The 22,623-nt window shown below is 65.3% G+C and carries 16 protein-coding genes and 1 riboswitch; of the genes, 9 read left to right on the top strand and 7 right to left on the bottom strand.

Features of this window, described 5'->3' with window-relative positions; translation table 11 throughout:
* Positions 1–81: 81 nt before the first annotated feature.
* On the top strand, positions 82–1,563 hold the full coding sequence (locus BJP62_RS18485; RefSeq protein ID WP_145927197.1) for a hypothetical protein: 1,482 nt from the start codon (positions 82–84) through the stop codon (positions 1,561–1,563).
* 114 nt (positions 1,564–1,677) lie between these two features.
* Here the strand turns inward: BJP62_RS18485 and metH are convergent, their stop codons facing one another.
* Positions 1,678–5,475, bottom strand: coding sequence for a methionine synthase (gene metH, locus BJP62_RS12265; RefSeq protein ID WP_070529975.1), 3,798 nt, complete (start codon positions 5,473–5,475; stop codon positions 1,678–1,680).
* Positions 5,476–5,642: 167 nt separating this feature from the next.
* On the opposite strand from metH, the gene BJP62_RS12260 reads away from it, so the two are divergent.
* Together BJP62_RS12260 and fabI are read left to right on the top strand one after the other, a co-directional pair.
* Positions 5,643–8,087: a DUF3141 domain-containing protein gene (locus tag BJP62_RS12260; protein ID WP_070529973.1), complete on the top strand. Its 2,445-nt coding sequence runs from the start codon at positions 5,643–5,645 to the stop codon at positions 8,085–8,087.
* Positions 8,084–8,848, top strand: coding sequence for an enoyl-ACP reductase FabI (fabI, locus tag BJP62_RS12255; protein ID WP_070529971.1), 765 nt, complete (start codon positions 8,084–8,086; stop codon positions 8,846–8,848). Before BJP62_RS12260 ends, fabI begins: the two co-directional genes overlap by 4 nt.
* Positions 8,849–9,146: 298 nt before the next feature.
* On the opposite strand, the gene ilvA is transcribed toward fabI, so the two are convergent.
* Positions 9,147–10,670, bottom strand: a complete 1,524-nt coding sequence (gene ilvA / locus BJP62_RS12250) for a threonine ammonia-lyase, biosynthetic (protein WP_070529969.1) — start codon at positions 10,668–10,670, stop codon at positions 9,147–9,149.
* An 81-nt stretch (positions 10,671–10,751) separates the two neighbouring features.
* Positions 10,752–11,618, bottom strand: coding sequence for a drug/metabolite exporter YedA (yedA, locus tag BJP62_RS12245; protein WP_070529967.1), 867 nt, complete (start codon positions 11,616–11,618; stop codon positions 10,752–10,754).
* Between the two features lie 105 nt (positions 11,619–11,723).
* Here yedA and hslU point away from each other — a divergent pair, with 105 nt between their 5' ends.
* Both hslU and BJP62_RS12235 read left to right on the top strand, forming a co-directional pair.
* Positions 11,724–13,055 (top strand): ATP-dependent protease ATPase subunit HslU, encoded by a 1,332-nt coding sequence (gene hslU, locus BJP62_RS12240; RefSeq protein WP_070529966.1) that lies wholly within the window; start codon positions 11,724–11,726, stop codon positions 13,053–13,055.
* Positions 13,056–13,114: 59 nt separating this feature from the next.
* The gene (locus tag BJP62_RS12235; RefSeq protein ID WP_070529964.1) at positions 13,115–13,501 is read left to right on the top strand and encodes a VOC family protein; all 387 of its coding nucleotides are present in this window, start codon (positions 13,115–13,117) and stop codon (positions 13,499–13,501) included.
* A 192-nt stretch (positions 13,502–13,693) separates the two neighbouring features.
* Here BJP62_RS12235 and BJP62_RS12230 read toward each other — a convergent pair whose 3' ends face one another.
* From BJP62_RS12230 to thiM, 4 genes are all read right to left on the bottom strand, one after another.
* The gene (locus BJP62_RS12230) at positions 13,694–14,194 is read right to left on the bottom strand and encodes an N-acetyltransferase (RefSeq protein WP_070529962.1); all 501 of its coding nucleotides are present in this window, start codon (positions 14,192–14,194) and stop codon (positions 13,694–13,696) included.
* 190 nt (positions 14,195–14,384) lie between these two features.
* Positions 14,385–15,185: a bifunctional hydroxymethylpyrimidine kinase/phosphomethylpyrimidine kinase gene (thiD, locus tag BJP62_RS12225; RefSeq protein WP_070529960.1), complete on the bottom strand. Its 801-nt coding sequence runs from the start codon at positions 15,183–15,185 to the stop codon at positions 14,385–14,387.
* Positions 15,182–15,832, bottom strand: a complete 651-nt coding sequence (thiE, locus tag BJP62_RS12220; protein WP_070529958.1) for a thiamine phosphate synthase — start codon at positions 15,830–15,832, stop codon at positions 15,182–15,184. Before thiE ends, thiD begins: the two co-directional genes overlap by 4 nt.
* Positions 15,829–16,704: a hydroxyethylthiazole kinase gene (gene thiM, locus BJP62_RS12215; RefSeq protein WP_083300893.1), complete on the bottom strand. Its 876-nt coding sequence runs from the start codon at positions 16,702–16,704 to the stop codon at positions 15,829–15,831. The genes thiE and thiM overlap by 4 nt, the downstream gene beginning before the upstream one ends.
* Positions 16,705–16,725: 21 nt before the next feature.
* A riboswitch (TPP riboswitch) is annotated at positions 16,726–16,825 on the bottom strand.
* 164 nt (positions 16,826–16,989) lie between these two features.
* Here thiM and BJP62_RS12210 point away from each other — a divergent pair.
* The 4 genes from BJP62_RS12210 to BJP62_RS12195 all read left to right on the top strand — a co-directional run bounded on the left by BJP62_RS12210 (position 16,990) and on the right by BJP62_RS12195 (position 22,572).
* Positions 16,990–17,964 (top strand): bile acid:sodium symporter family protein, encoded by a 975-nt coding sequence (locus tag BJP62_RS12210; RefSeq protein ID WP_145927196.1) that lies wholly within the window; start codon positions 16,990–16,992, stop codon positions 17,962–17,964.
* Between the two features lie 306 nt (positions 17,965–18,270).
* The gene (locus BJP62_RS12205; RefSeq protein ID WP_070529955.1) at positions 18,271–19,578 is read left to right on the top strand and encodes an NAD(P)/FAD-dependent oxidoreductase; all 1,308 of its coding nucleotides are present in this window, start codon (positions 18,271–18,273) and stop codon (positions 19,576–19,578) included.
* An 80-nt stretch (positions 19,579–19,658) separates the two neighbouring features.
* Positions 19,659–20,864 (top strand): GGDEF domain-containing protein, encoded by a 1,206-nt coding sequence (locus BJP62_RS12200; protein WP_070529953.1) that lies wholly within the window; start codon positions 19,659–19,661, stop codon positions 20,862–20,864.
* Positions 20,865–20,919: 55 nt separating this feature from the next.
* Positions 20,920–22,572, top strand: a complete 1,653-nt coding sequence (locus tag BJP62_RS12195; protein WP_070529951.1) for a hypothetical protein — start codon at positions 20,920–20,922, stop codon at positions 22,570–22,572.
* Positions 22,573–22,623 lie beyond the last annotated feature (51 nt).

Raw genomic sequence — 22,623 nt, 5'->3', positions numbered from 1 at the left:
TATGGCGTTGGCAACGTAATATACTTCGATGAGTATGATCAAATATATGATTGGCTGCTTGGCACTTTAAAAGATGTTTCTGTGGAAAGCAAATTTGAAGACCTGGAAGTTATTAGAAGCCCGGCCGGTGGTGCGACCCTTGATATCATTGAATATATAATCAACGGCGGCCCCGTAATTCAGAAAAACCCCAAGACCAATTCCGAGGAGGCTAGGTGGCCTGAGTTTTGCTCCGTGCGGACGGTGGTAGATTCCATTGAAAGACAAATAACAAACAATCAATTTGTGATTCTGTGTGGACGACGATTTTCCGGAAAAACAACGGCATTGATTCAATGCCTAGAAAGAATTAAAAATTACCAGAGTCACTATTTTTCGTCTCAGCAGCCATTAAATTCACGCCCAATTGACTTGGTACGTGGGGTTTCAAATTCATTGTTCATATTTGACTCAAACTATCTTCGGGCTAACATTATTGGTGACTTAATTAAGTACGGCGGAAGCAATAAGTTTATTATTGCTAGAAATTCTTACGAGAGTGCAATCTACAACGAGTTTGCAATGTCGTCTGACGTTCAGTGGGTTGAATTAGAAATCGAGCCTCGGTTGAACGACAGGGAGTACCGTTCCGTAACGGAATCGCTAAATATGGCTGGGGTTGCTTTGCCAGAAAAAGGCGACACCTTTCTTAATTACGCGTACAAAACTTATCAGGCACACAGAGCGCAATTTAGTTCGAGAACTTTTGATCTCCATTTGACACCATCACACTATAAGGCATTAACTATACTCGGCGCTTTCTCTAAAGCTGAAAATATCCATATCAAATCCATATTTGACCATGGGTTTAACTTGCATAGCTTTGTAGAAAACAGCTCCAAACTATTTGATATGGAGAGGCATAATGGCGAAAGTGTTTTGGTTTGCAATTCTAATCAATGGCTGGTTCGTGTATTGAGTGATTACGCTCAAGAAAAGCATGATGAAGCGGCAAAAATTGTCGCAGATGTTGTTCGGCAACTACATCAAGCACATATCTATGATGCAGCTGATGAACTGATCAATTTTGATTTACTAAACAACTTATTTTCTTGGGACAAAAAAGGGCGAGCCAGTTTCTTTCGTGAGGTTTATAAGAATTTGGCTGATATATATGGCTCCCGAAGTCACTACTGGCTTCAAATGGCAAAATCTGAGCTAATGATTAGCCGTGGGGCGAACGGCTTAAGGAACGGCGTTGCTTATGCGGTAAAGGTGAAAAATGACAACGCTAAAAAGCGAAACAAGACTTACTTTAGCGCTACTTTGACCTTGGCCCAGCTTTATAGTCGACTATACGTTGAACAACCCAGCGAAGACGTATTGTTTGAGATGTTGGATATGTACATAGAGTCAATTAATAATTTCGACAACAACTCAGCACACGTCAGAGATATTGTAAAGCGTTACAAAAGGAAGGATAACGCCATACATGAATCAATCAATGCGCTTGCAATTTCACAAAAGGCACTTGAAAAACGACGGGATGACGTTGCGATGCTAATTACCTTTATGAATAATTAATTGTCATGAATGGAGCTTTCCACTTCGGATCCCCGCTGCATGCTTGAAGTGTCTTAAAGTCACTTCCTGCAAAAAATACAGGGGCATCCTTCCGATGCCCCTGTATTTTTTCGGCTATGCCGCATACCCCAACACAGGCGCCAAATCCCGCTCCGCCTGCTCAACACTCACCCCGCGCCGCTGCGCATATTCCTCGACCTGATCCTTGTTCACCTTGCCGACGGCAAAGTACTGCGATTGCGGGTGGCTGAGGTAGAAGCCGCTCACCGCTGCGGTCGGCAGCATGGCGTAGCCTTCGGTCAGCGTCATGCCGATACCGGGGGCGTTCAGCAGTTCGAACAGCCCGGTCTTGGCGGTGTGGTCCGGGCAGGCCGGGTAGCCGGGGGCCGGGCGGATGCCGGTGTAGACTTCGTCGGTCAGCTCGTCCACCGTTAGCGCCTCATCGGCAGCGTAGCCCCACAGCTCCTTGCGCACCTTTTCGTGCATGTATTCGGCAAAGCCTTCGGCGAAGCGGTCGGCCAGTGCTTTCACCATGATGGCGCTGTAGTCGTCGTTGGCGTCTTCGAATGCCTTCACGTGCGGGTCGATGCCGATGCCGCCGGTGACGGCGAACGCGCCGATGTAGTCGTGGTAGGGGGCCGCCGGCTCTTCGGCACAACGTTTCGCCCCCGCCCCTGGCCCCTCCCCCCCGAGGGGAGGGGAAGGTTGTTTCGGAGCAATGAAGTCGGCCAGGCACCAGTTCGGCTTGCCGGCGGCCTTGATGTTCTGCTGACGCAGGTTGTGCCAGGTCATCAGCGTCGCGCCGGTTTCGGGTGAATAGATTTCGATGTCTTCATCGATGCTGTTGGCCGGGAAAAGGCCGACGACGCCGTTGGCGGAAATCCACTTCTGCGCGACCAGATCCTTGAGCATGGCCTGCGCGTCGGCAAACAGCGCGCGCGCCGATTCGCCGACGACTTCGTCCTGCAGAATCTTCGGGTATTTGCCGAACAGCTCCCACGCGTTGAAGAACGGGCTCCAGTCGATGTAGGGCTCGATGTCTTCCAGCGGCACGTTTTCGAACTTCAGCACGCCGAGCTTCTTCGGTTTCGGCGGCGTGTAGCCGGCCCAGTCGAAGCCGGTCGCCGGGGCGAAGCCGTTGGCGCGCGCGTCGTCGATCTTGAGGAACTTGGTGCGGTCCTTGTTGGCGTGGATGGTACGGATGTTCTCGTACTCGGCGTTCACCTTGGCGACGAAGTCGGGCTTCAGCTCATCGCTCAGCAAGCTGGAGCACACGCCGACAGCGCGGCTCGCATCCGGTACGTAGATGACCTGCCCGGCCTGATAGCCCGGCTCGATCTTCACCGCGGTGTGCACCTTGGACGTGGTCGCGCCGCCGATCAGCAGCGGCAGATCGAAGCCCTGGCGCTGCATTTCCTTGGCGACGTGGGCCATTTCCTCCAGCGACGGCGTGATCAGGCCTGAGAGGCCGATGATGTCGGCGCCGACTTCCTTCGCGGTATCGAGGATCTTCTGTGCCGGCACCATCACGCCGAGGTCGGTGACCTGATAGTTGTTGCAGCGCAGCACCACGCCGACGATGTTCTTGCCGATGTCGTGAACGTCGCCCTTCACCGTCGCCATGACGATCTTGCCCTTGGCCGGCGCGTCGGCGAGGCCCATGCGGATTTTTTCTTCCTCGATGAACGGCTCGAGGTGGGCGACGGCGGCCTTCATCACCCGGGCGGACTTCACCACCTGCGGCAGGAACATCTTGCCGGCACCGAACAGGTCGCCAACGACGTTCATGCCGTTCATTAGGTGGCCTTCGATCACGTGGATCGGCCGCTCGACCGAGAGGCGCGCTTCCTCGGCGTCCTCGACGATGTAGGTGGTGATGCCCTTCACCAGCGAATGGGTGATGCGCTCCTGCAGCGGCAGCGTCCGCCAGCTGAGGTCTTCGCCGGACTTCTGCGTCGCATCGCCCTTGAACGCTTCGGCCAGCGCGATCAGCGCCTCGGTCGTCGCCAAGCTATCTTCGCCACGGTCGAGCACCACGTCCTCGATCGCATCGCGCAGCGCGGCCGGGACTTCGTCGTAGTTTTCCAGCGCGCCGGCGTTGACGATGCCCATCGTCATGCCCTGCTTGATGGCGTGGTAGAGGAAGACCGCGTGGATCGCCTCGCGCACCTTGTTGTTGCCGCGGAAGCTGAACGACACGTTGGACACGCCGCCGGAAATCTTGGCGTGCGGCAGGTTCTGGCGAATCCAGCCGGTTGCTTCGATGAAGTCGAGGCCGTAGCGCGCGTGTTCCTCGATGCCGGTGGCAACGGCGAAGATGTTCGGGTCGAAGATGATGTCGGCCGGATCGAAGCCGACCTCGTCGACGAGGATGCGGTAGCTCTTCTCGCAGATCTCGACCTTGCGGGCGTAGGTATCGGCCTGGCCGACTTCGTCGAACGCCATCACGATCACGGCCGCGCCGTACATCTTCAAGAGCTTCGCCTGCTCGATGAACTTGGCTACGCCTTCCTTCATCGAGATCGAGTTGACGATGCACTTGCCCTGCACGCATTTGAGGCCGGCTTCGATCACGTCCCACTTCGACGAGTCGATCATGATCGGCACGCGCGAAATGTCCGGCTCGGCAGCGATCAGGTTCAGGAAAGTGACCATGGCCTTGTGGGCATCGAGCATGCCCTCGTCCATGTTGATGTCGATGACCTGCGCGCCGTTCTCGACCTGCTGGCGCGCGACTTCAAGCGCCGCCGGATAGTCACCGTTGAGGATCAGCCGCGCGAACGCCTTCGAACCGGTGACGTTGGTGCGCTCGCCGACGTTCACGAACAGGTCGGCATCGCCGATGTTGAACGGCTCGAGCCCCGAGAGCCGGCACTTCGGCGTGATCTCGGGCAGCTTGCGCGGCGGCAGGTCTTTCACTGCGTCGTAGATCGCCCTGATGTGCGCCGGCGTGGTGCCGCAGCAGCCGCCGATGATGTTGACGAGGCCCGATTCGGCCCATTCGCGCACCTGCGGCGCCATGTCTTCGGGCAGCAGGTCGTAGCCGGTCGGCGCCAGCGGGTTCGGCAGGCCAGCATTGGCGTGCACCGAGACGAAAGTGTCCGAAATCCGGCTCATCTCCTCGACGTACGGGCGCAGCAGGTCCGGGCCGAGCGCGCAGTTCAGGCCGAACGAAATCGCGTCGGCATGGTGCAGCGAGTTGTAGAACGCCTCGGTCGTCTGGCCGGTCAGCGTGCGGCCGCTCTGGTCGGTGATGGTGCCGGAGATCATCACCGGCAGTTCCTCGATATCGGGCCGGTCGGCAAAGTACTTCTTGATCGCGAACACCGCCGCCTTGGCGTTCAGCGTGTCGAAGATCGTTTCGACCATCAGGATGTCGGCGCCGCCGGTGACCAGCCCGTCGATCGACTCCAGATACGCGTCGACCAGCTCGTCGAAGGTCACGTTGCGGAAGCCCGGGTCGTTGACGTCCGGGCTGATCGACGCGGTGCGGCTGGTCGGGCCGAGGATGCCGGCGCAGAAGCGCGGCTTGGCCGGGTTCTTCGCCGTTTCGGCCACGCACAGCTCTTTGACGAGCTTGGCGGCGGCGTGGTTCAGCTCCCACACCAGGCTTTGCATCTCGTAATCGGCCATCGCCATCGACGTGGCGTTGAAGCTGTTGGTCTCGATGATGTCGGCGCCGGCATCGAGGTACTGCTGGTGGATTTCCGCAATGATCTGCGGCTGCGTCAGCACCAGCAGGTCGTTGTTGCCCTTCAGGTCGGACGGCCAGTCGGCAAAGCGCTCGCCACGGTAAGCGACCTCGTCGAGCCGGTACTGCTGGATCATCGTCCCCATGCCGCCATCGAGCATCAGGATGCGCTCGCGCAACAAGGCTTGCAGGGTCTGGGTGCGGGTGGCGGCGATGCTCATGGCTTATCCGGTTGATTCGACGGCGAAAACCGGCAATTTTACCACATCGCCTCCGGCCCTTTCCGCACAAGGCGCTACCCGGATGTCACATTGCAGTGCAACAATCCGCCTTGCAGCTCGAGAAAGGGCTTGCCATAACGGTATTTGCGACCAAGGAGACACAACGAATGATGAGTTCTTCCGAGCGCCTCGCCACCGCCACCACGCTGCCCGTCCGCCTCGGACTGATCTGGCAGCGCCGCCTGCGCGACGCACTGACCCGCTTTGCCCACGCCCAGACGCTGCCGCAACTACCGTTCACGGCCAACCCGTTCTTCGCCGCGGTCGACTACCTGACCGACACGTTCGAGCGCCAGACGCTGTTCTGGGACACGCTGCGCCAGCGCGGCGACAACTATCTCGAGCACGCCAAGGCCGGCAAGCCGCCGCTGCTGCATTTCGACTACGAGATCGTCGTCGACGGCCGGGAGTTCAAGCGCCCGGTCAACTACGCGCTGGCGGCGATCACCCCGCCGGCAGGCATCGAGATCAACCCGGCAGCCCGCCCCTACGTGATCATCGACCCGCGCGCCGGCCACGGCCCCGGCATCGGCGGCTTCAAGGACGACTCCGAAGTCGGCATGGCCATGCGTGCCGGCAGCCCGGTGTACTTCTGCCTGTTCTTCCCCGAACCGCAGCCCGGCCAGACGCTGGACGACGTCACCGCGGCCGAGGCCGACTTCCTGCGCGAAGTGATCCGCCGTCATCCGGATTCACCCAAGCCGGCGCTGGTCGGCAACTGCCAGGGCGGCTGGGCCGCGATGCTCGTCGCCGCGCAGAACCCCGAACTCGTCGGCGCGCTGGTGATGAACGGCGCGCCGGTGTCGTACTGGGCCGGCAACGACGGCGGCAACCCGATGCGCTACGCCGGCGGCAACCTCGGCGGCGCGTGGACCGCGCTGCTGGCGTCCGACCTCGGCGGCGGCAAGTTCGACGGCGCCTACCTCGTCGACAATTTCGAGAATCTCGATCCGGCCAATACGCTGGTGACGAAGAACTACCACCTGTACGACCAGATCGATACCGAGCCGCCGCGCTTCCTCGAGTTCGAGCGCTGGTGGGGCGGCTACTTCCTGATGAACGAGGAAGAAATCCGCTGGATCGTCGAAAACCTCTTCGTCGGCAACAACCTCACCGAAGGCAAGGCCCTCGGCCAGAAGGGCGCGTTCGACCTGCGCCAGCTGCGCGCGCCGGTCGTCGTGTTCGCGTCGATGGGCGACAACATCACGCCACCGCAGCAGGCGTTCAACTGGGTTCTCGACCTCTATCCGAGCACCGCGGCGCTGAAAGCGTCGGGCCAGGTCATCGTCGGCCTCGAGCACAAGACCACCGGCCACCTCGGCATCTTCGTCTCGGCCAAGATCGCCCAGAAGGAGCACGCCAAGATCGTCGAGCTCCTGCACGTGATCGAGACGCTGTCGCCAGGCCTGTACCAACTGAAGATCGACACGCTGACCGGCGACGACGGCAAGCCGCGCTACGAGGCCGAGCTGATCGAGCGCGAAGTCGAAGAGCTTCGCGGCCTGCAGAAGTTCGAGCGCCATGACGAGGCACCGTTTGCCGCGGTCGAAGCCGTCTCGGCGCTCGGCACGTCGATCTACTCGACGCTGGTCCGGCCGTGGCTCGCGCCGCTGGTGACCGAGGACGCCGCCGAAATCGGCCGCCAGTTGCATCCGCTGCGCGTCCAGCACTGGGGCTGGTCGAGCTACAACCCGCTCGCCAGGCTCAACGCCGGCGTCGCCGAAATGGTGCGCGAACACCGTACGCCGCGCGATCCGGCGCTGCGGCCGCTCGAGCGCTGGGCCTCGCAGCAGCTGGCAACGTCGCTCGACCTGTACCGCGACCTGCGCGACGCGACCAGCGAGCTGAGCTTCTTCAACACCTACGGGCTGCTCGGCCTCGCCGGCATCGGCGTCGAGAACATCCCCGACTACCTGAGGAAGGACGGCCAGTCCGAACCCGAATTCGACGACGCGGCGCTGCTCGCCAGACTGCCCGTGGGAGACAACGCCGACGGCATGATCCGGCTGGCGATCCTGATCACCCAAGGTCTGTCGTCGGTCAAGGTCGAACGCCGCAGCGCCGCGTATGAATGGCTGGTGCAGGAGCGCACGCTGGCCGCGCTGGACCCGGCCGAACGTCACGCGCGGATCCGCGAGCAGTCGCTGCTGGTCTGGCGCTTCCCGGCCGAGGCACGCAAGACGCTGCCGCGGCTGTTCGACAGCCACCAGGCGCTGGTCACCGCGTTCGAGCATTTCGATGCGCTGATCCACGTGATTCCGGGGGCAGACGAAGCGCTGGGCAATCTGGCCGAACTGCGCGCCGAGGTCCTGCCGGAGCGCCCGAAGGCCGAATGGCCGTCGGCAGCGCCCACGGCCGTAGCCGTAGCCGCGGCCGAAGCCGCCGAGGCAAGCGCATCGGCGGCGACAGCGGCAACCAAACCCGCCCGGACCGTGACCCGCCGCGCTCCGGCCAAGCCGGCCACCACCACGCCGGCCGCCGAGACCACCGCCAAACCGGCCCGCCGCCGCCCGGCCGCCAAGACGGCCACCACCGACAAGGACAAGGAATGAAGACGCTTGAAGGCCGCATTGCCCTGATCACCGGCATCGCCAACGAAAACTCGATCGCCTATGGCGTCGCACGCTCGCTGAAGGCGCGCGGTGCCGAACTGGTGGTCACCTATGTCAACGACCGGACGCTCGACTTCGTCAAGCCGCTGCTGCCGGACCTCGATCCGGCGCTGGTGCTCAAGTGCGACGTCAGCGACGATGCGTCGCTCGATGCGACGTTCGCGGCGATCGGCGACAAGTTCGGCAAGCTCGACATCGCGCTGCATTCGATCGCGTTCGCGCAGAAGGACGATCTGCACGGCCGCGTCGTCGACACCAGCCGAGAAGGCTTCATGCAGGCGATGGACATCTCCTGCCATTCCTTCGTGCGGATCGCCCACCGCGCCGAGCCGCTGATGAAGGACGGCGGCACGCTGATCACGATGAGCTACTACGGCGCCGAGAAGGTCGTGCCGAACTACGGCGTGATGGGGCCGGTGAAGGCCGCGCTCGAAAGCACCGCGCGCTACCTCGCCAACGAACTCGGTCCGAAGAAGATCCGCGTCCACGCGGTCTCGCCGGGGCCGGTGCAGACGCGCGCCGCCAGCGGCATCCGCGAGTTCGGCCTGCTGATCGAGAACTCGATCCAGCACGCGCCGCTGCGCGAGCTGATCGACATCGACGACGTCGGCGAAGCCACGGCCTTCCTGTGCGAGGACGGCGCCAAACGCATCACCGGTTCGGTGTTCTACGTCGACGGCGGGATCAACATCGTCTCTTAGGCGCTGTCGTCATGCGTTTTCCCACCGCGCCGGTGCGCCTCGGTCCGTCCGGCAGCCTGTCGGTCGATCGGCCGCCCCGCCGAGTGCGCAAAGCGATATAAAAAGAGCGACAGGGTAACCCTGCCGCTCTTTTTTACTGGAGCACCGTCATGGTCTACATGCCCCCCGAACGCCCGAGGCCGCCGAAACCGTCGCCGTCTCCGTCGCCCAAGCCCACCATGACCAAGTATTTCGGTCTGGTGATCCAGCGGCACCCGCATCAGGCGCTGGCCCGGCACAAATAGCCCGGGCTTGCGCGTCAGGCGGCGAGGAAGAGCTTGTACGCCTCGTTGTCGGTCTCGATCCAGTACGGGTAGCCGAGCTTGTCGAGGAAGGCGGCGAATTCGGTGTCGTCCTCCTGCGGCACCTGGATGCCGACGAGGATGCGGCCGTAGTCGGCGCCGTGGTTGCGGTAGTGGAACAGGCTGATGTTCCAGCCGACGCTCATGCTCTCGAGGAAGCCCAGCAGCGCACCCGGGCGCTCGGGGAATTCGAAGCGCAGCAGCCGCTCGTTCTTCACCTGCGGCGCATGGCCGCCGACCAGATGGCGGACGTGCAGCTTGGCGAGTTCGTTGTCGGTCAGGTCGGTCGCCGGCAGGCCGTTCGCGACGAGCTTCTCGATCAGCTCGGTGACCTCGGAGCGGTTCTGGATCGACAGGCCGACGAACACGTGCGCCTGCGTGTCGTCGCCGTAGCGGTAGTTGAACTCGGTGACGTTGCGCGCGCCGATCAGGCTGCAGAACTGCCGGAACGCGCCCGGCTTTTCGGGCACGGTGACGGCGATCACCGCTTCGCGGCCTTCGCCGAGTTCGGCCTGTTCGGCGACGTAACGCAGCCGGTCGAAATTCATGTTCGCGCCCGACGCGATCGCGACCAGGGTCTTGCCTTCGACCTTTTCGCGCGCCGCCCATGCCTTGGCGCCGGCAACCGCCAGCGCGCCGGCCGGCTCGAGGATCGAACGCGTGTCCTCGAACACGTCCTTGATCGCCGCGCACATCGCGTCGGTATCGACGAGGATCACGTCGTCGACGAACTCCCGGCACAGCCGGAAGGTTTCCTCGCCGACCTGCTTGACCGCAACGCCGTCGGCGAAGATACCGACCTGCGGCAGGTTGACGCGTTCGCCGAGCTTGAGCGACAGGTACATCGCATTGGCATCGGTCGGTTCGACGCCGATGATCTTCACTTCGGGCCGCAGCCGCTTGATGTAGGCCGCCACCCCGGCGATCAGCCCGCCGCCGCCGACCGGAATGAACACCGCGTCGAGCGGATCCGGGTGCTGCATCATGATTTCCATGCCGCAGGTGCCCTGCCCGGCGATGACGTCCGGATCGTCGAAGGGGTGGATGAAGGTCGCGCCGCTCTCCTCGACCAGCTTCATCGCGTGGATGTAGCAGTCCGAGTACGAATCGCCGACCAGCACCGCCTCGGCGCCGCGCCGCGTTACCGCGTCGACCTTGATCCGCGGCGTTGTCGCCGGCATGACGATGGTTGCGCGACAGCCGAGCTTCTGCGCCGACAGCGCAACGCCCTGCGCGTGGTTGCCGGCCGACGCGGCGATCACGCCGCGGTCGAGCTCGCTGCGCGAGAGCCGCACCATCTTGTTGTATGCGCCGCGAATCTTGAAGCTGAACACCGGCTGCATGTCCTCGCGCTTGAGCAGCACCTGGTTGCCGATGCGGCGGGACAGGTTGGGCGCGAGTTCCAGCGGGGTTTCAATCGCCGCGTCATACACACGGGCGGTGAGGATGCGTTCAAGGTACTGATTCTGCGGCTGGGTCATGGCGGGTTCTTTGCGGGCAAGTACGGGAAACTACTGTAGCGGGGATGGCCGGTTCAGGCCAGCGTCAATCGCACTGCAACATCAGTGTTTGCGGCTGGCCAGCATCAGCAATACCACGCCCGCCAGCACCACCCCCATGCCGACCAGCATGACACTGGAGACGAGTTCGCCGGCGATCAGCCAGCCGAGCAGCACGGCGACCGGCGGATTGACATAGGCATAGCTCGACGCCAGCACCGGCTTGGCGTGCGTCAGCACGTAGACGAAGGCGTTGAACGCGACCAGCGAGCCGAACACGGTCAGGTAAGCGAGCGCCGTCCAGCTCTGCCAGCCGACGTGATCGGGCATGGCCTCGCCGCGCAGCTGCGACACCACCGCGAGCACGCAGCCGGCGGTCAGCATCTGGATGCCGGCCGACATCGGCCCCGGCGGCAGCGGCAGGTGGCGCTGCCACACCGCGGCGAACGACCAGACCAGCGCCACCGCCAGCAGCAGCGCGAAGCCCCAGGGTGCGCCGCCGAAATGCGTGTCCTGCTGCAGCAGCACCACGCCGCCCAGGCCGAGCGCGACACCGAGCCATTCGAGCCGGTGCGGCCGGTTGCCCCAGGCCCAGTCGAACAGCACCGCGAACAGCGGCGCCACCGCCAGCAGCAGCGCCGCCAGCCCCGACGGCACTTCGGTTTCGACGACACAGACCGCGCCGTTGCCGAAGGCGAGCATCATCGTGCCGATCATCATCGCCGAACGCGCCTGCGGCCAGCTCGGCCACGGCGCGCCGCGCCACTTCAGCCACGCCAGCATCAGGCCGCCGGCGGTGGCAAAACGCATCGAAGCCATCATCAGGGGCGGCAGGTCCTCGACCGCGTAGCGGATGCCGAGGTAGGTCGAGCCCCAGACGATGTACATCAGAAGGAGCGAAACGATCAGGCGCGAGTCGAATGATTTCATTTTCAACAGCGTACCGGGCGCCGTGGTAATCCACACGTCACAGCGCGGCTTTAAATATGCCGTCACAGCCCCATTTGCACATCATTGTTCCGTCAGGATTGCGCCATGAGCCAGATGACCCCGCACGAAATCGTCCACGAACTCGACAAGCACATCGTCGGCCAGGCCGCCGCCAAGAAGGCCGTGGCGATCGCGATGCGCAACCGCTGGCGCCGCCAGCAGGTGGCCGAGCCGCTGCGGCACGAGATCACGCCGAAGAACATCCTGATGATCGGCCCGACCGGCGTCGGCAAGACCGAAATCGCCCGCCGGCTCGCCAAGCTCGCCGACGCGCCGTTCATCAAGGTCGAGGCGACCAAGTTCACCGAGGTCGGCTACGTCGGCAAGGACGTCGACAGCATCATCCGCGACCTGATGGAGATCGCCTTCAAGCAGGTGCGCGACACCGCGATTAAGCGCAACCGCGTCCGCGCCGAGGACAACGCCGAGGAGCGCATCCTCGACGTGCTGCTGCCGCCGCCGGCCAAGACCGGCTACGCCAGCGCCAGCGACGACACGCAGGGCAAGGAGACGCGGCAGAAATTCCGCAAGATGCTGCGCGAGGGCAAGTTCGACGACAAGGAGATCGAGATCGACGTCGCCCAGACGGTGCCCGAGATGAACGTGTTCGCCCCGGGCATGCCGGGCATGGACGACCTCTCCGGCCAGCTGTCGCAGATGTTCAAGGGCGCGTTCGGCGACAAGAAGAAGCCGCAGAAACTCAAGGTGATCGACGCGATGAAGCTGATCACCGACGAGGAGGCCGCCAAGCTCGTCAACGACGACGACATCAAGGCCGAGGCGCTCAAGGCCGTCGAGCAGAACGGCATCGTGTTCATCGACGAAATCGACAAGGTCACCAGCCGCGCCGAGACCGGCGGCGGCGAAGTCAGCCGCCAGGGCGTGCAGCGCGACCTGCTGCCGCTGGTCGAAGGCACGACGGTGAGCACCAAGTACGGCATGGTCAACACCGACCACATCCTCTTCGTCGCCTCGGGCGCATTCGCGCTGACCAAGCCGTCCGACCTGATCCCCGAGCTGCAGGGGCGCTTTCCGATCCGCGTCGAACTGACCTCGCTGTCGGTCGACGACTTCAGCCGCATCCTCACCGAAACCGACGCCTGCCTGACCAAGCAGTACCAGGCGCTGCTGGCGACCGAAGGCGTCGAGGTGACCTTCACCGACGACGGCGTGCGGCGCCTGTCGGAGATCGCCTGGCAGGTGAACGAGCGCACCGAGAACATCGGCGCCCGCCGCCTTTATACGGTGATGGAAAAGCTGCTCGAGGAAATCTCCTTCGACGCCAAAACCGGCAAGGTGGTGATGGACGCCGCCGCGGTCGAGGCCAAGCTCGGCGAAGTCGCCGGCAACGAGGATCTGGCGCGCTTCGTGCTCTGAGCCGCGGGGTCCTAGACTGGAAGTCCGGTGCAGCCGCACCGGCTTCCAGGAGCTGCACCATGCTGCTCGAATCGCTCGACCATCTCGTCCTGACCGTCAGGGACATCGACGCCAGCTGCGATTTCTATGCCCGCGTGCTCGGCATGGACGTCGTCGGCTTCGGCGCCGGCCGCAAGGCGCTGAAGTTCGGCCAGCAGAAAATCAACCTGCACCAGCACGGCCGCGAGTTCGAACCCAAGGCCGGCGCGCCGGCGCCGGGCTCGGCCGACCTGTGCTTCCTGACCGCCACGCCGCTCGATCAGGTCATCGCGCACCTGCACGCCTGCGGCATTGCCGTGCTCGAGGGCCCGGTGTCGCGCACCGGCGCGACCGGCCCCATCGTCTCGGTCTACATCCGCGACCCGGACGCCAACCTGCTGGAAATCGCCAACCGCGCGCCGGCATAGCGTGGCTCCGGGTCGCCCGCCGTCACCCGGCCCGCAACGCTCCGTCCGGCCGGGCACGGCCGTGGCCGATCGACCCGGGACGATCGCCGTTTCCCCCGGTGGATGACGCAGGTCATGAGCATGCCTTTCCGGCTCACCGCCGCTGCGCCGGCCCATCCCCTGCGGGAACACCATCCGGACCGACGATCGGTGCTACAGGACCTTGCGCAGATACAGCTTGCCTTCCAGCTCCGGACCGTAGTGGTCGGGCACCAGCCCGCAGGGCATGAAGCCGTTCTTGCCGTAAAACGCGATCACGTCGAAATCGGCCGGATAGGTATGCAGGTTCAGGCTGTATACCCGATGCGTTTTCAGCTCCGCGCAAACATGCTGGAGCAGCCGGGAGCCGTACCCCTGCTTTCTCAGGCCGTCCGCAACGGCCATCTGCATCAGCTCGGCGCTTTGCCAGTGGCCGCCCAGCTCGATCGGACGCTCGTCGATCAGTACGCAGGCAATGCCGCAGCACGGGTTGCTCCCGGTCTGGATGGCGAAGTACCGGGCACCACAGTACAAGAGCCGGTCGATCTTCTGCCGCAGCCAGCCCCGATGCGACGGGTTCTGCAGATCAAGGGCGCTGTATTCGGCGTGGCCGAGCATGGGAAAGAACGGCTCGATTTCGGCCAGCGTATTCAGTTCGCGGATGACGGCATTCATTCCGATACCAGGCGGGGTATATGAAGCCCGCATTGAACCACCGATACCGGGGCTTGCATACAGCGCGACCGGAGCTGCTACGCGGAAACGACAGCGCAGCAGCCCGGTGCGGCATGCCGGCCGGGGCTGCGGCGGAGGCCCGCCGCAGCGTCAGCGCAGACCGCGTGGCCGCACGAGCGGCCAAGTGCGGCTACCACCACGCATGGAAATGATGCACCGGGCCGATGCCCTTGCCGATCTGCAAGGCGTCCGCCTCGCCGATCGCGGCGCGCAAATAGGCACGGGCGGCGGCAACCGTCGTGGTCCAGTCATTGTTGCGCGGCCGCAGCGCGGCCAGTGCCGCCGACAGCGTGCAGCCGGTGCCGTGGGTGTTTTTCGTCCGGATGCGCGGATCGGCAAAGCGGTGTTCGCCGTCCGGGGTGATCAGCCAGTCCGGGCAGAGGTCGCCGTCGAGGTGGCCGCCCTTCATCAGCACCGCGCGGGCACCGGCCTCGCACAACGCCCGCCCCTGCCGGCGCATCTCGGCTTCGTCCGTTGCCACGTCGCAGTCGAGCAGCGCGGCGGCTTCGGGCAGGTTCGGCGTGATCAGCGAGGCCAGCGGCAGCAGCTGCGTGCGGATCGCCTCGACCGCATCGAGCGCCAGCAGCGGGTGGCCGCCCTTGGCGATCATCACCGTGTCGAGCACGACGTGGGGAATGGCGTGGCGGCGCAGGCCGTCGGCGACGGCGTGAACGATGTCGGCATTGGCGAGCATGCCGAGCTTGGCGGCATCGACGCGGATGTCGGCGAGCACCGCGTCGAGCTGCGCGGCGACGAAATCCGGCGGCACCGGGTGCACGGCGAATACGCCCTGGGTGCTTTGCGCGGTCAGCGCGGTCAGCACGCTCATGCCGTAGGCGCCGAGCGCCGAGAAGGTTTTCAGGTCGGCCTGGATGCCGGCGCCGCCGCCCGAATCCGAGCCGGCGATCGTCAATGCGTGGACCTGGCTCATGCGCGGGCCTCCGTGATTTCGTTGAACAGCGCCCGCGTGGCCTTGGCCACATCGGGCTGGCCGCAGATCGCCGACACCACGGCGACGCCGTCGGCACCGGCGCGGATCAGCGGCGCGGCCTTGCCGAGCGCGATGCCGCCGATCGCGACCGCCGGGCAGCGCTTCGCGGCCATCATCGCGGCAAAGTCGGCCGGCGCGATCACCGGCGACGCATCCGATTTGGTGCCGGTCGGGTAGACCGGGCCGACGCCGATGTAATCGATCAGGCCCAGCGGCACCGCCGCCAGCTGCGCGGCATTGCTGGTCGACAGCCCGACGGTTTTGTCCGGGCCGACCAGGCGGCGAACCTCGGCCACCGGCAGGTCGGACTGGCCGACATGGACGCCGTCGGCGTCGACGGCGAGCACGATGTCGACATGGTCGTTGATGATCAGCGGCACGCCGGTGCCGGCCAGCGCGGCCTTCAGCGCGAGCGCGGCATCGAACCACTGACGCTTCTTCCACTGCGGCGCACGCAGCTGCACCACGGTCGCGCCGTTCGCGGCCGCGGTCCGCGCCGTCGCGACCATGCCGTCGAGGCCGCCGCACAGCCCGGGGTCGAGCACGAGATAGAGCCCCAGGTCGATCCGCTTATTGATCGCGTTCATGCGTTGACGGTCCCCGCCAGTTGCCCGGGCTGGATCAGGTACAGCGCATCGAGGAAGGCCGGCGTGAACGAGCCCGGGCCGTGCGATTCGCCGGTGGCGACCTCGCCGCAGATCGCCATCACCGCACACGCGGCGGCCACGGCGTCGAGCCGGTTGCTCGCGCCGGCGCAGAACGCAGCGACGACGGCCGACAGCGCGCAGCCGGTGCCGACGACGCGGGTCATCAGCGCATCGCCCCACGGTACCGCCCAGGTTTTTTCGCCGTCGGTGATGTAGTCGGTCTCGCCGGTGACGGCGACGATGGCGCCGGTGTCGCGCGCCAGCTGTTCGGCGGCCTCGCGCGCGGCGTCGGCACTGGCGGTGCTGTCGACGCCCTTGCCGCCGCCGGTGAAACCGGCCAGCGCGAGGATTTCCGACGCATTGCCGCGAATCGCCGCCGGCGCAAACGCCAGCAGCTCGCGCGCGGCGCCGGTGCGGTAGTCGAGCACGCCGACGGCAACCGGGTCGAGCACCCACGGCGTGCCGGCCTGTTGCGCGGCCTGCGCGGCGCGGCGCATCGCGGCAAAGCGTTCCGGATACAGCGTGCCGACGTTGATCAGCACCGCACCGGCGATCCCGGCAAAGGCAGTGACTTCTTCCTCGGCGACGATCATCGCCGGGCTGGCGCCGAGCGCGAGCAGCACGTTGGCGGTGATGCCCTGCACCACTTCATTGGTCAGGCAGTGCGTCAGCGGCGCGGTAGCGCGCAGGCGGGCGAGTTCGCTGCCGACCAGCGACAGCGGAACCGGCGTGACCGTACCGGCGGACGACGGGGTGGTCTTGGCGGATGACTTGCGCGGCGTTGGGGATTTGCTAGGCGTTTTGCTTGGCATTGGGGGCTCCCGGCCGGACGGGGGGAAGCCGGACGACTTCCCTACGCCGGCATGATCCGGATCAGGTGGTACGGGTTCGTCTCAGCCGGCTGCAATGCAGGCGGCGCCCCGAGTCAGGCTTCGATTGTCCGGCGCGAGGTGCAGCGCGGTCAATGATGCAAGGCAAGGCTTCGCCGACGGCTCCGGCACTTGCATCGGCAATTATCACACCTGTGACAAGGTCGGGGCAGTCAGCCACAATGGCCGGCCGAGCGTTCAATGCATCACGTACCCGAAGGAAAGCCGATGTCCAGCCTGCGCAAATTCGTCGACGGCTTCCTGCTGTCGCTGCTGATCGCCATCGTGCTCGCCAACCTAGCGCCGTCGCTCGGCGCCAGCGGCGGCGTACTGCACATGGACTGGATCACCGCGGTCGGCATCAGCGTGGTGTTCTTCCTCAACGGCGCCTCGCTCGCACCCGAGCGGCTCCGGGCCGGCGCCGCCAACTGGCGGCTGCACCTGCTGGTGACGACCAGCACCTTCGTGATCTTTCCGCTGATCGGCACGGCGCTGTATTTCGGCCTCGGCCACTGGCTGCCGGCGGCGCTGCTGCTCGGCGTGTTCTACCTGTGCGCACTGCCATCGACGGTGTCGTCGTCGGTGGCGATGACGTCGATGGCCCGCGGCAATGTCGCCGGCGCGGTGTTCAACGCCACGCTGTCCAGCCTGCTGGGGATGCTGGTCACGCCGCTGCTCGTCGGCCTGCTGTTCAGCCACAGCGGCGAGGGCCTCTCCTTGCTCGCGCAGTTGCGCGCGATCGCGATCCAGCTCTTCCTGCCCTTCGTGCTCGGCCAGCTGGCCCGGCCGTGGCTCAAGGACGTGCTGCTCAGGCACCGCCAGCTGGTCAGCTACGTCGACCGCGGCGTGATCGTCGCCATCGTCTACAACTCGTTCTGCGATTCGGCGATGGCGCACATCTGGTCGGACTACAGCGCCGGCATGCTGCTCGGCGTTGCGGTCATCGTCAGTGCCGTCCTCTTCGTCGCGCTGCAGGCGACGCGCTTCGCCGCGCGCCGTTTCGGCTTCAACACCGAGGACGAGATCGCCGCGGTGTTCTGCGGCTCGAAGAAAAGCCTCGCCGCCGGCATCCCGATGGCCAAGCTGATCTTCGGCGCCCACCCGGCGCTGGGACTGATCGTGCTGCCGATCATGTTCTATCACCAGATCCAGCTTTTCGTCTGCTCGATCATCGCCAGGCGCTACGCCGCACGGCCGGACTGAGCCCTAGCCCATCGGACGGCTGCGCCTGTGCATTTTTCCGCCGTCCGATGCGCCTCACACCCCTAGGTGTGCTTCTCCCGGTCGTCCTCACGGACCCCATGTCCATTCCGGCGCCTGTGCTTCGGGCGCAGTAAAACTGCTTTGGCTCGCTCGCCCACTGGGGCAGATCCCGCGCCCGCTTCCGGCACTATTCACCGGGCATGAAGCGAGCGCCGCATGGCCTACAAACGCCTGCGCCGTTACGATGAAGCCATTCCCATTCGCGGCAGCCAGCGATGGCGGCCCGTCCTTCCGGAGAGCGTGCATATGAGCGACAAGAACCAGCAGCGCATCGTCATCGTCGGCGGGGGTGCCGGCGGACTGGAGCTGGCCACCCGGCTCGGCAAGCGGCTTGGCCGCAGCAGGCGCGCCCGGATCATCCTCGTCGACGGATCGCCGACGCACATCTGGAAACCGCTGCTGCACGAGGTCGCGACCGGCGCGCTGAACACCGGCGAGGACGAGGTCAACTACTTCGCCCACGCCCACCACCACGGCTACGAGTTCGAGTACGGCTGGATGGACGGGCTCGACCGCGAACGCAAGGTGATCCGGATTTCACCGGTCACCGACGAGTACGGCCACCAGATCGCCGCCGCGCGCGAACTCGCCTACGACACCTTGGTGCTCGCGGTCGGCGCGGTGCCGAACGACTTCGGCACGCCCGGCGTCGCCGAGCACTGCCTGTTCCTCAACTCCCAGGACGACGCCGAGCGGCTCAGGAAACGCATCCTGTCCGAAGCGTTCTCGGTCACCAGCGGCGACGATCCGGCCAGCGAGCTGCGCATCGGCATCGTCGGCGGCGGCGCGACCGGGGTCGAGCTGGCGGCCGAAATCCACCATACGGTGACCGAGCTGCACGCCTACGGCGCGCAGTTCCGCCCCGAACAGCTGCAGATCTACATCATCGAAGGCGCACCGCGCATCCTCGCCGGCGCGCCCGAAACCATGAGTTCGTACGCGACCGCGGAACTGGCCAAGCGGCATATCGACGTCGTCACCGGCGTGCGGGTCGCCTCGGCCGACGCCCGCGGCTTCGCGCTTGCCGACGGCCGGCGCATCGACGCGGTGCTGCGCATCTGGGCCGCCGGGGTCAAAGCGCCGGACTGGCTGGCGACGCTGGGGCTGACGACCAACCGTGCCAACCAGATCGCCACCGACAAGGACCTGCGCTGCGTCGACGACGCGGCGATCCGCGTGATCGGCGACTGCGCGGCCGTGCCCGACGGCGACAGCGGACGCACGCTGTCGGCCACCGCGCAGGCGGCCAGGCAGGAGGCCGAGTGGCTTGCCGACGCGCTGGTTGCGCTCGATCGCGGCGAGACGCCCGAGCCCTTCGTGTTCAAGCCGCAAGGCATGCTGGTGTCGCTGGGCAAGTACCGCGCCGTCGGCAGCCTTGCCGCCATCGTCGGCCCGAAGCGCGATTATCACGTCGAAGGCCGCAGCGCCAAGATGATGTATGTCTCGCTGTACCGGATGCACCAGGCGGCGATCCACGGCTGGCCGATGGCGATGCTGCTGTGGGCGGGCGACAAGCTGAAGAAGGCCGCGCGGCCGACGCTGAAACTGCACTGAATCCGTCAGTCGATGTCTTACAGGCAGCAGACGGCGTAAGCTTCGGCTAGGCTGAAGCATCCCGCCGACAAGCCTGCCGCATGGACACGAGCCTGATCAGCGACAGCCGCAGCCTGCTGCTGCTGTCGATCGCCATCTACCTGACGCTCGGCACCTTCATGCTGCTGATGTGGCGGACCCGGCGCGTCCAGGCCGGCTTCGGCATCTGGGCGCTGTCGGACCTCGTCCTCGGTGCGTCGCTGCTGTTGCTGATCGCCCGCCAGTGGCTGCCCATGATGCCGACGGCGATGCTCGGCAACGCCGGCATCCTGGCGGCGCCGGTTCTGGTCGAGTGGGCGCTGCGCCGGGCGCTCGACCGCGACGATGCCGCCGCACGACGGGCAATGCTGCTGAACTGGGCCGCGGTCTACCTGATCTGGCTGACCGCGCTGCTGGCCGACTCGACGCTGCAGGTACGCAGCGCCTGCAACGCGGCCGGCATGGTCTGGCTGAACCTGCGCATCGTCGTTTTCCTGTTCACCGTGCCGCTGCTGCGCCAGTCGCTATCGCTGCAGGTGATCGCACTGCTGCACGGGCTGTTCACGCTGCTGCACGCGGTGCGCGGCGTCCGCAGCATGCAGCTCGAATCGCTCGATTTCTTCACCCGCGACCCGTGGCTCAACGGCACGATGCTGGCCGCGGCGATGGTCATGATCGGCCGCGACATGAGCCTGCTCTGCTTCACCCATGCACGCATCGAGGCCGAACTGCGCGACGCGCAGGCCGAGCTGCTGCGCCGCGCCAACGAGGACGTGCTGACCGGCCTCGGCAGCCGGCGCTACTTCGAGGACACGCTGCCGGTGATGCAGGCGCAGGCACGGCGCCAGCACCTGCCGCAGACACTGCTGCTGATCGACGTCGACCACTTCAAGGCGATCAACGACCGCTTCGGCCACCAGGCCGGCGACCGCGTGCTCGTTGCGCTGGCCGGCGTGCTGCGCCACATCGGCCGCAACGGCGACCTGTACGCGCGGCTCGGCGGCGACGAATTCGTGCTGCTGCTGCACGACTGCTCGGCCGACACCGCCGGCGTCATCAGCCGGCGACTGACCGATGCGGTCGTCGCCCACGTGCGCAAACCCGACGGCACGCCGGTGTCGGTCAGCATCGGCTACACGCCGCTGTTGCCGTACGAAACGCTGCAGATCGCCTACCCGCGCGCCGATCACGCGCTCTACGCGGCCAAGGCCGGCGGGCGCGGCTGCGCCGTTGCCGCGCCGCCGAACGGACCGGTGCACGGAAGCTGAACGCGCTCGCTCTTTCCCTTCTACATTGAAAGCCTCCACCCCAGTCGACGCCGCCATGACCCCGCTCCTGCGCCACTTCGTGCCCGCCGCCCTCGCCGCCGTCCTCCTTGCCGGCTGCGGCGGCGGCGGCAGCACCGAATTCATCGGCGGCGGCGGCACCACACCGGCGCCGACACCGACGCCGCTCCCGCAGGAGCCGTTCTCGGTCGACTGCGCCGGCGCCTTCTGCGGTGCCGACAACGCCAACCGCTACACCGGCAGCGGCGTCGGCGCTTGGCGCTACCGCAACGTCGGCAGCGGTCCGGCCGAAGTCCAGGTCCGCATCGACAATGTCAGCGGCAAGACCGCGACGCTGGTCTACAGCAACGAGTCGACCAGCGACATCGCGCTGCCGGCGGTCACGCTGAACAACGCCACGCTGCAGAACGGCAGCCGCGAAGCCGGGCCGCCGGCGCGCGAGCACCGCACGCCGCCACAGGTCGAAGCCTTCAACGCCGGCGGTTTTGCCCGGCTGCTCGGCCAGGCGAGTTCGGCGCCGGGCGTGCTGGCGAGCCGAACCAACGAGTTCACCGTCGGCGCCACCCGCAGCTGGATCAACCAGGACGACAACGGCGGCACCAGCCAGCGCGCCACGACCCTGCGGCGCCAGCTGTCGGCCACCGGCGGCCGTCAGGTCAACGTCTGGGTCGAGACCAGCGAGTACGGGCCCGACAAGGTCAGCGACGCGATCATCGACACGCTGGCCACCACCTTCGCCAGCGGCAACGGCGCGATCTACCCGCTGGTCACCGGCGTCGCCGGCGAACCGTGGGGCACGGTGCCGGCCGCGTCGGCCGCATCGCTGATCGGCCCCGACCAGGCGATCGACCTCGTCGTCGTCAACCAGAACGCCAACGGCCGGGCCTACGGCGTCGTCGCCTACTTCTACAGCGGCAACAACTTCGTGCGCGCCAGCAACGCCAGCAGCAACGAGGCGCTGGCGATCTTCACCGACTCGGAAACGCTCTACCTCGACGGCAGCCGGGGCCTGACGTTCGCCAAGAGCACGCTGGCACACGAGCTGACGCACATGATCAATTTCTACCAGCGCGCGGTGCAGATCGGCAGCGGCTTTGCCTACGCGACCTGGCTGGAGGAAATGACCGCGATCATGATGGAAGACCTCGTCTCGACCCAGGTCACGCCGGGCTACAACAGCGTCCGCGACGACCGCTTCCCGGCGTGGCTGGCGGGCGCCGAGTACAACTGCCCGCTGACCGTCTGGCAAACGACGACAAGCTGCTTCGGTTACGACATCTCGGGCAGCTTCGGCGCTTTCCTGCTGCGCCAGCACGGCGTCGGCTTCTACAAAACGCTGTTGCGCGACAAGGCATCGACCGACTCGGTCGCCGTGCTCGACGACGCGATCCGCCAGTCCGGCGGCGCCGGGATGAATGTCGCATTCCAGCGCTGGGGCACCGGCATCGCCCTGCTGCCAGCCGCCGCATCGCCGGCCGGCTTCGGCTACCCGGCGCGCAGCGAGGCGGGTTTCTCGCTGGTCGCGATCAGCGGGCCGGACTATGTCGGCAAGCGAAGGCTGCCGACGGCGCTGCCGGCCACGCTCTACGGCTACGGCCACTTCCCCTTCGTGCGCCTCAACCTGCCGGTGAGTTTCAACGAGCGCTTCGTCGTCCCGGCGCACACGACGCTGTCGGTGATCGTCCAGTAGCGCCCCGAATGCCGACGGGGCCTTGAGAACGGGCTCTGGCGGATGGAGGAA

The sequence above is a fragment of the Jeongeupia sp. USM3 genome (genome assembly GCF_001808185.1).
Taxonomy (GTDB): Bacteria; Pseudomonadota; Gammaproteobacteria; order Burkholderiales; family Chitinibacteraceae; genus Jeongeupia.
Note: the sequence above shows the minus strand (reverse complement) of the source record. Positions and strands in the feature narration are given on the sequence as shown.

What these genes read in the sequence shown, in the direction of transcription:
- metH (WP_070529975.1), bottom strand. Translation starts at nt 5,475, where the DNA reads ATGAGCATCGCCGCCACCCGCACCCAGACCCTGCAAGCCTTGTTGCGC.
- BJP62_RS12195 (WP_070529951.1), top strand. Translation starts at nt 20,920, where the DNA reads ATGACCCCGCTCCTGCGCCACTTCGTGCCCGCCGCCCTCGCCGCCGTC.
- BJP62_RS12235 (WP_070529964.1), top strand. Translation starts at nt 13,115, where the DNA reads ATGCTGCTCGAATCGCTCGACCATCTCGTCCTGACCGTCAGGGACATC.
- BJP62_RS12210 (WP_145927196.1), top strand. Translation starts at nt 16,990, where the DNA reads ATGTCCAGCCTGCGCAAATTCGTCGACGGCTTCCTGCTGTCGCTGCTG.
- BJP62_RS12205 (WP_070529955.1), top strand. Translation starts at nt 18,271, where the DNA reads ATGAGCGACAAGAACCAGCAGCGCATCGTCATCGTCGGCGGGGGTGCC.
- thiE (WP_070529958.1), bottom strand. Translation starts at nt 15,832, where the DNA reads ATGAACGCGATCAATAAGCGGATCGACCTGGGGCTCTATCTCGTGCTC.
- thiD (WP_070529960.1), bottom strand. Translation starts at nt 15,185, where the DNA reads ATGAGCCAGGTCCACGCATTGACGATCGCCGGCTCGGATTCGGGCGGC.
- thiM (WP_083300893.1), bottom strand. Translation starts at nt 16,704, where the DNA reads ATGCCAAGCAAAACGCCTAGCAAATCCCCAACGCCGCGCAAGTCATCC.
- BJP62_RS12230 (WP_070529962.1), bottom strand. Translation starts at nt 14,194, where the DNA reads ATGAATGCCGTCATCCGCGAACTGAATACGCTGGCCGAAATCGAGCCG.
- BJP62_RS12260 (WP_070529973.1), top strand. Translation starts at nt 5,643, where the DNA reads ATGATGAGTTCTTCCGAGCGCCTCGCCACCGCCACCACGCTGCCCGTC.
- yedA (WP_070529967.1), bottom strand. Translation starts at nt 11,618, where the DNA reads ATGAAATCATTCGACTCGCGCCTGATCGTTTCGCTCCTTCTGATGTAC.
- ilvA (WP_070529969.1), bottom strand. Translation starts at nt 10,670, where the DNA reads ATGACCCAGCCGCAGAATCAGTACCTTGAACGCATCCTCACCGCCCGT.
- hslU (WP_070529966.1), top strand. Translation starts at nt 11,724, where the DNA reads ATGAGCCAGATGACCCCGCACGAAATCGTCCACGAACTCGACAAGCAC.
- BJP62_RS12200 (WP_070529953.1), top strand. Translation starts at nt 19,659, where the DNA reads ATGGACACGAGCCTGATCAGCGACAGCCGCAGCCTGCTGCTGCTGTCG.
- fabI (WP_070529971.1), top strand. Translation starts at nt 8,084, where the DNA reads ATGAAGACGCTTGAAGGCCGCATTGCCCTGATCACCGGCATCGCCAAC.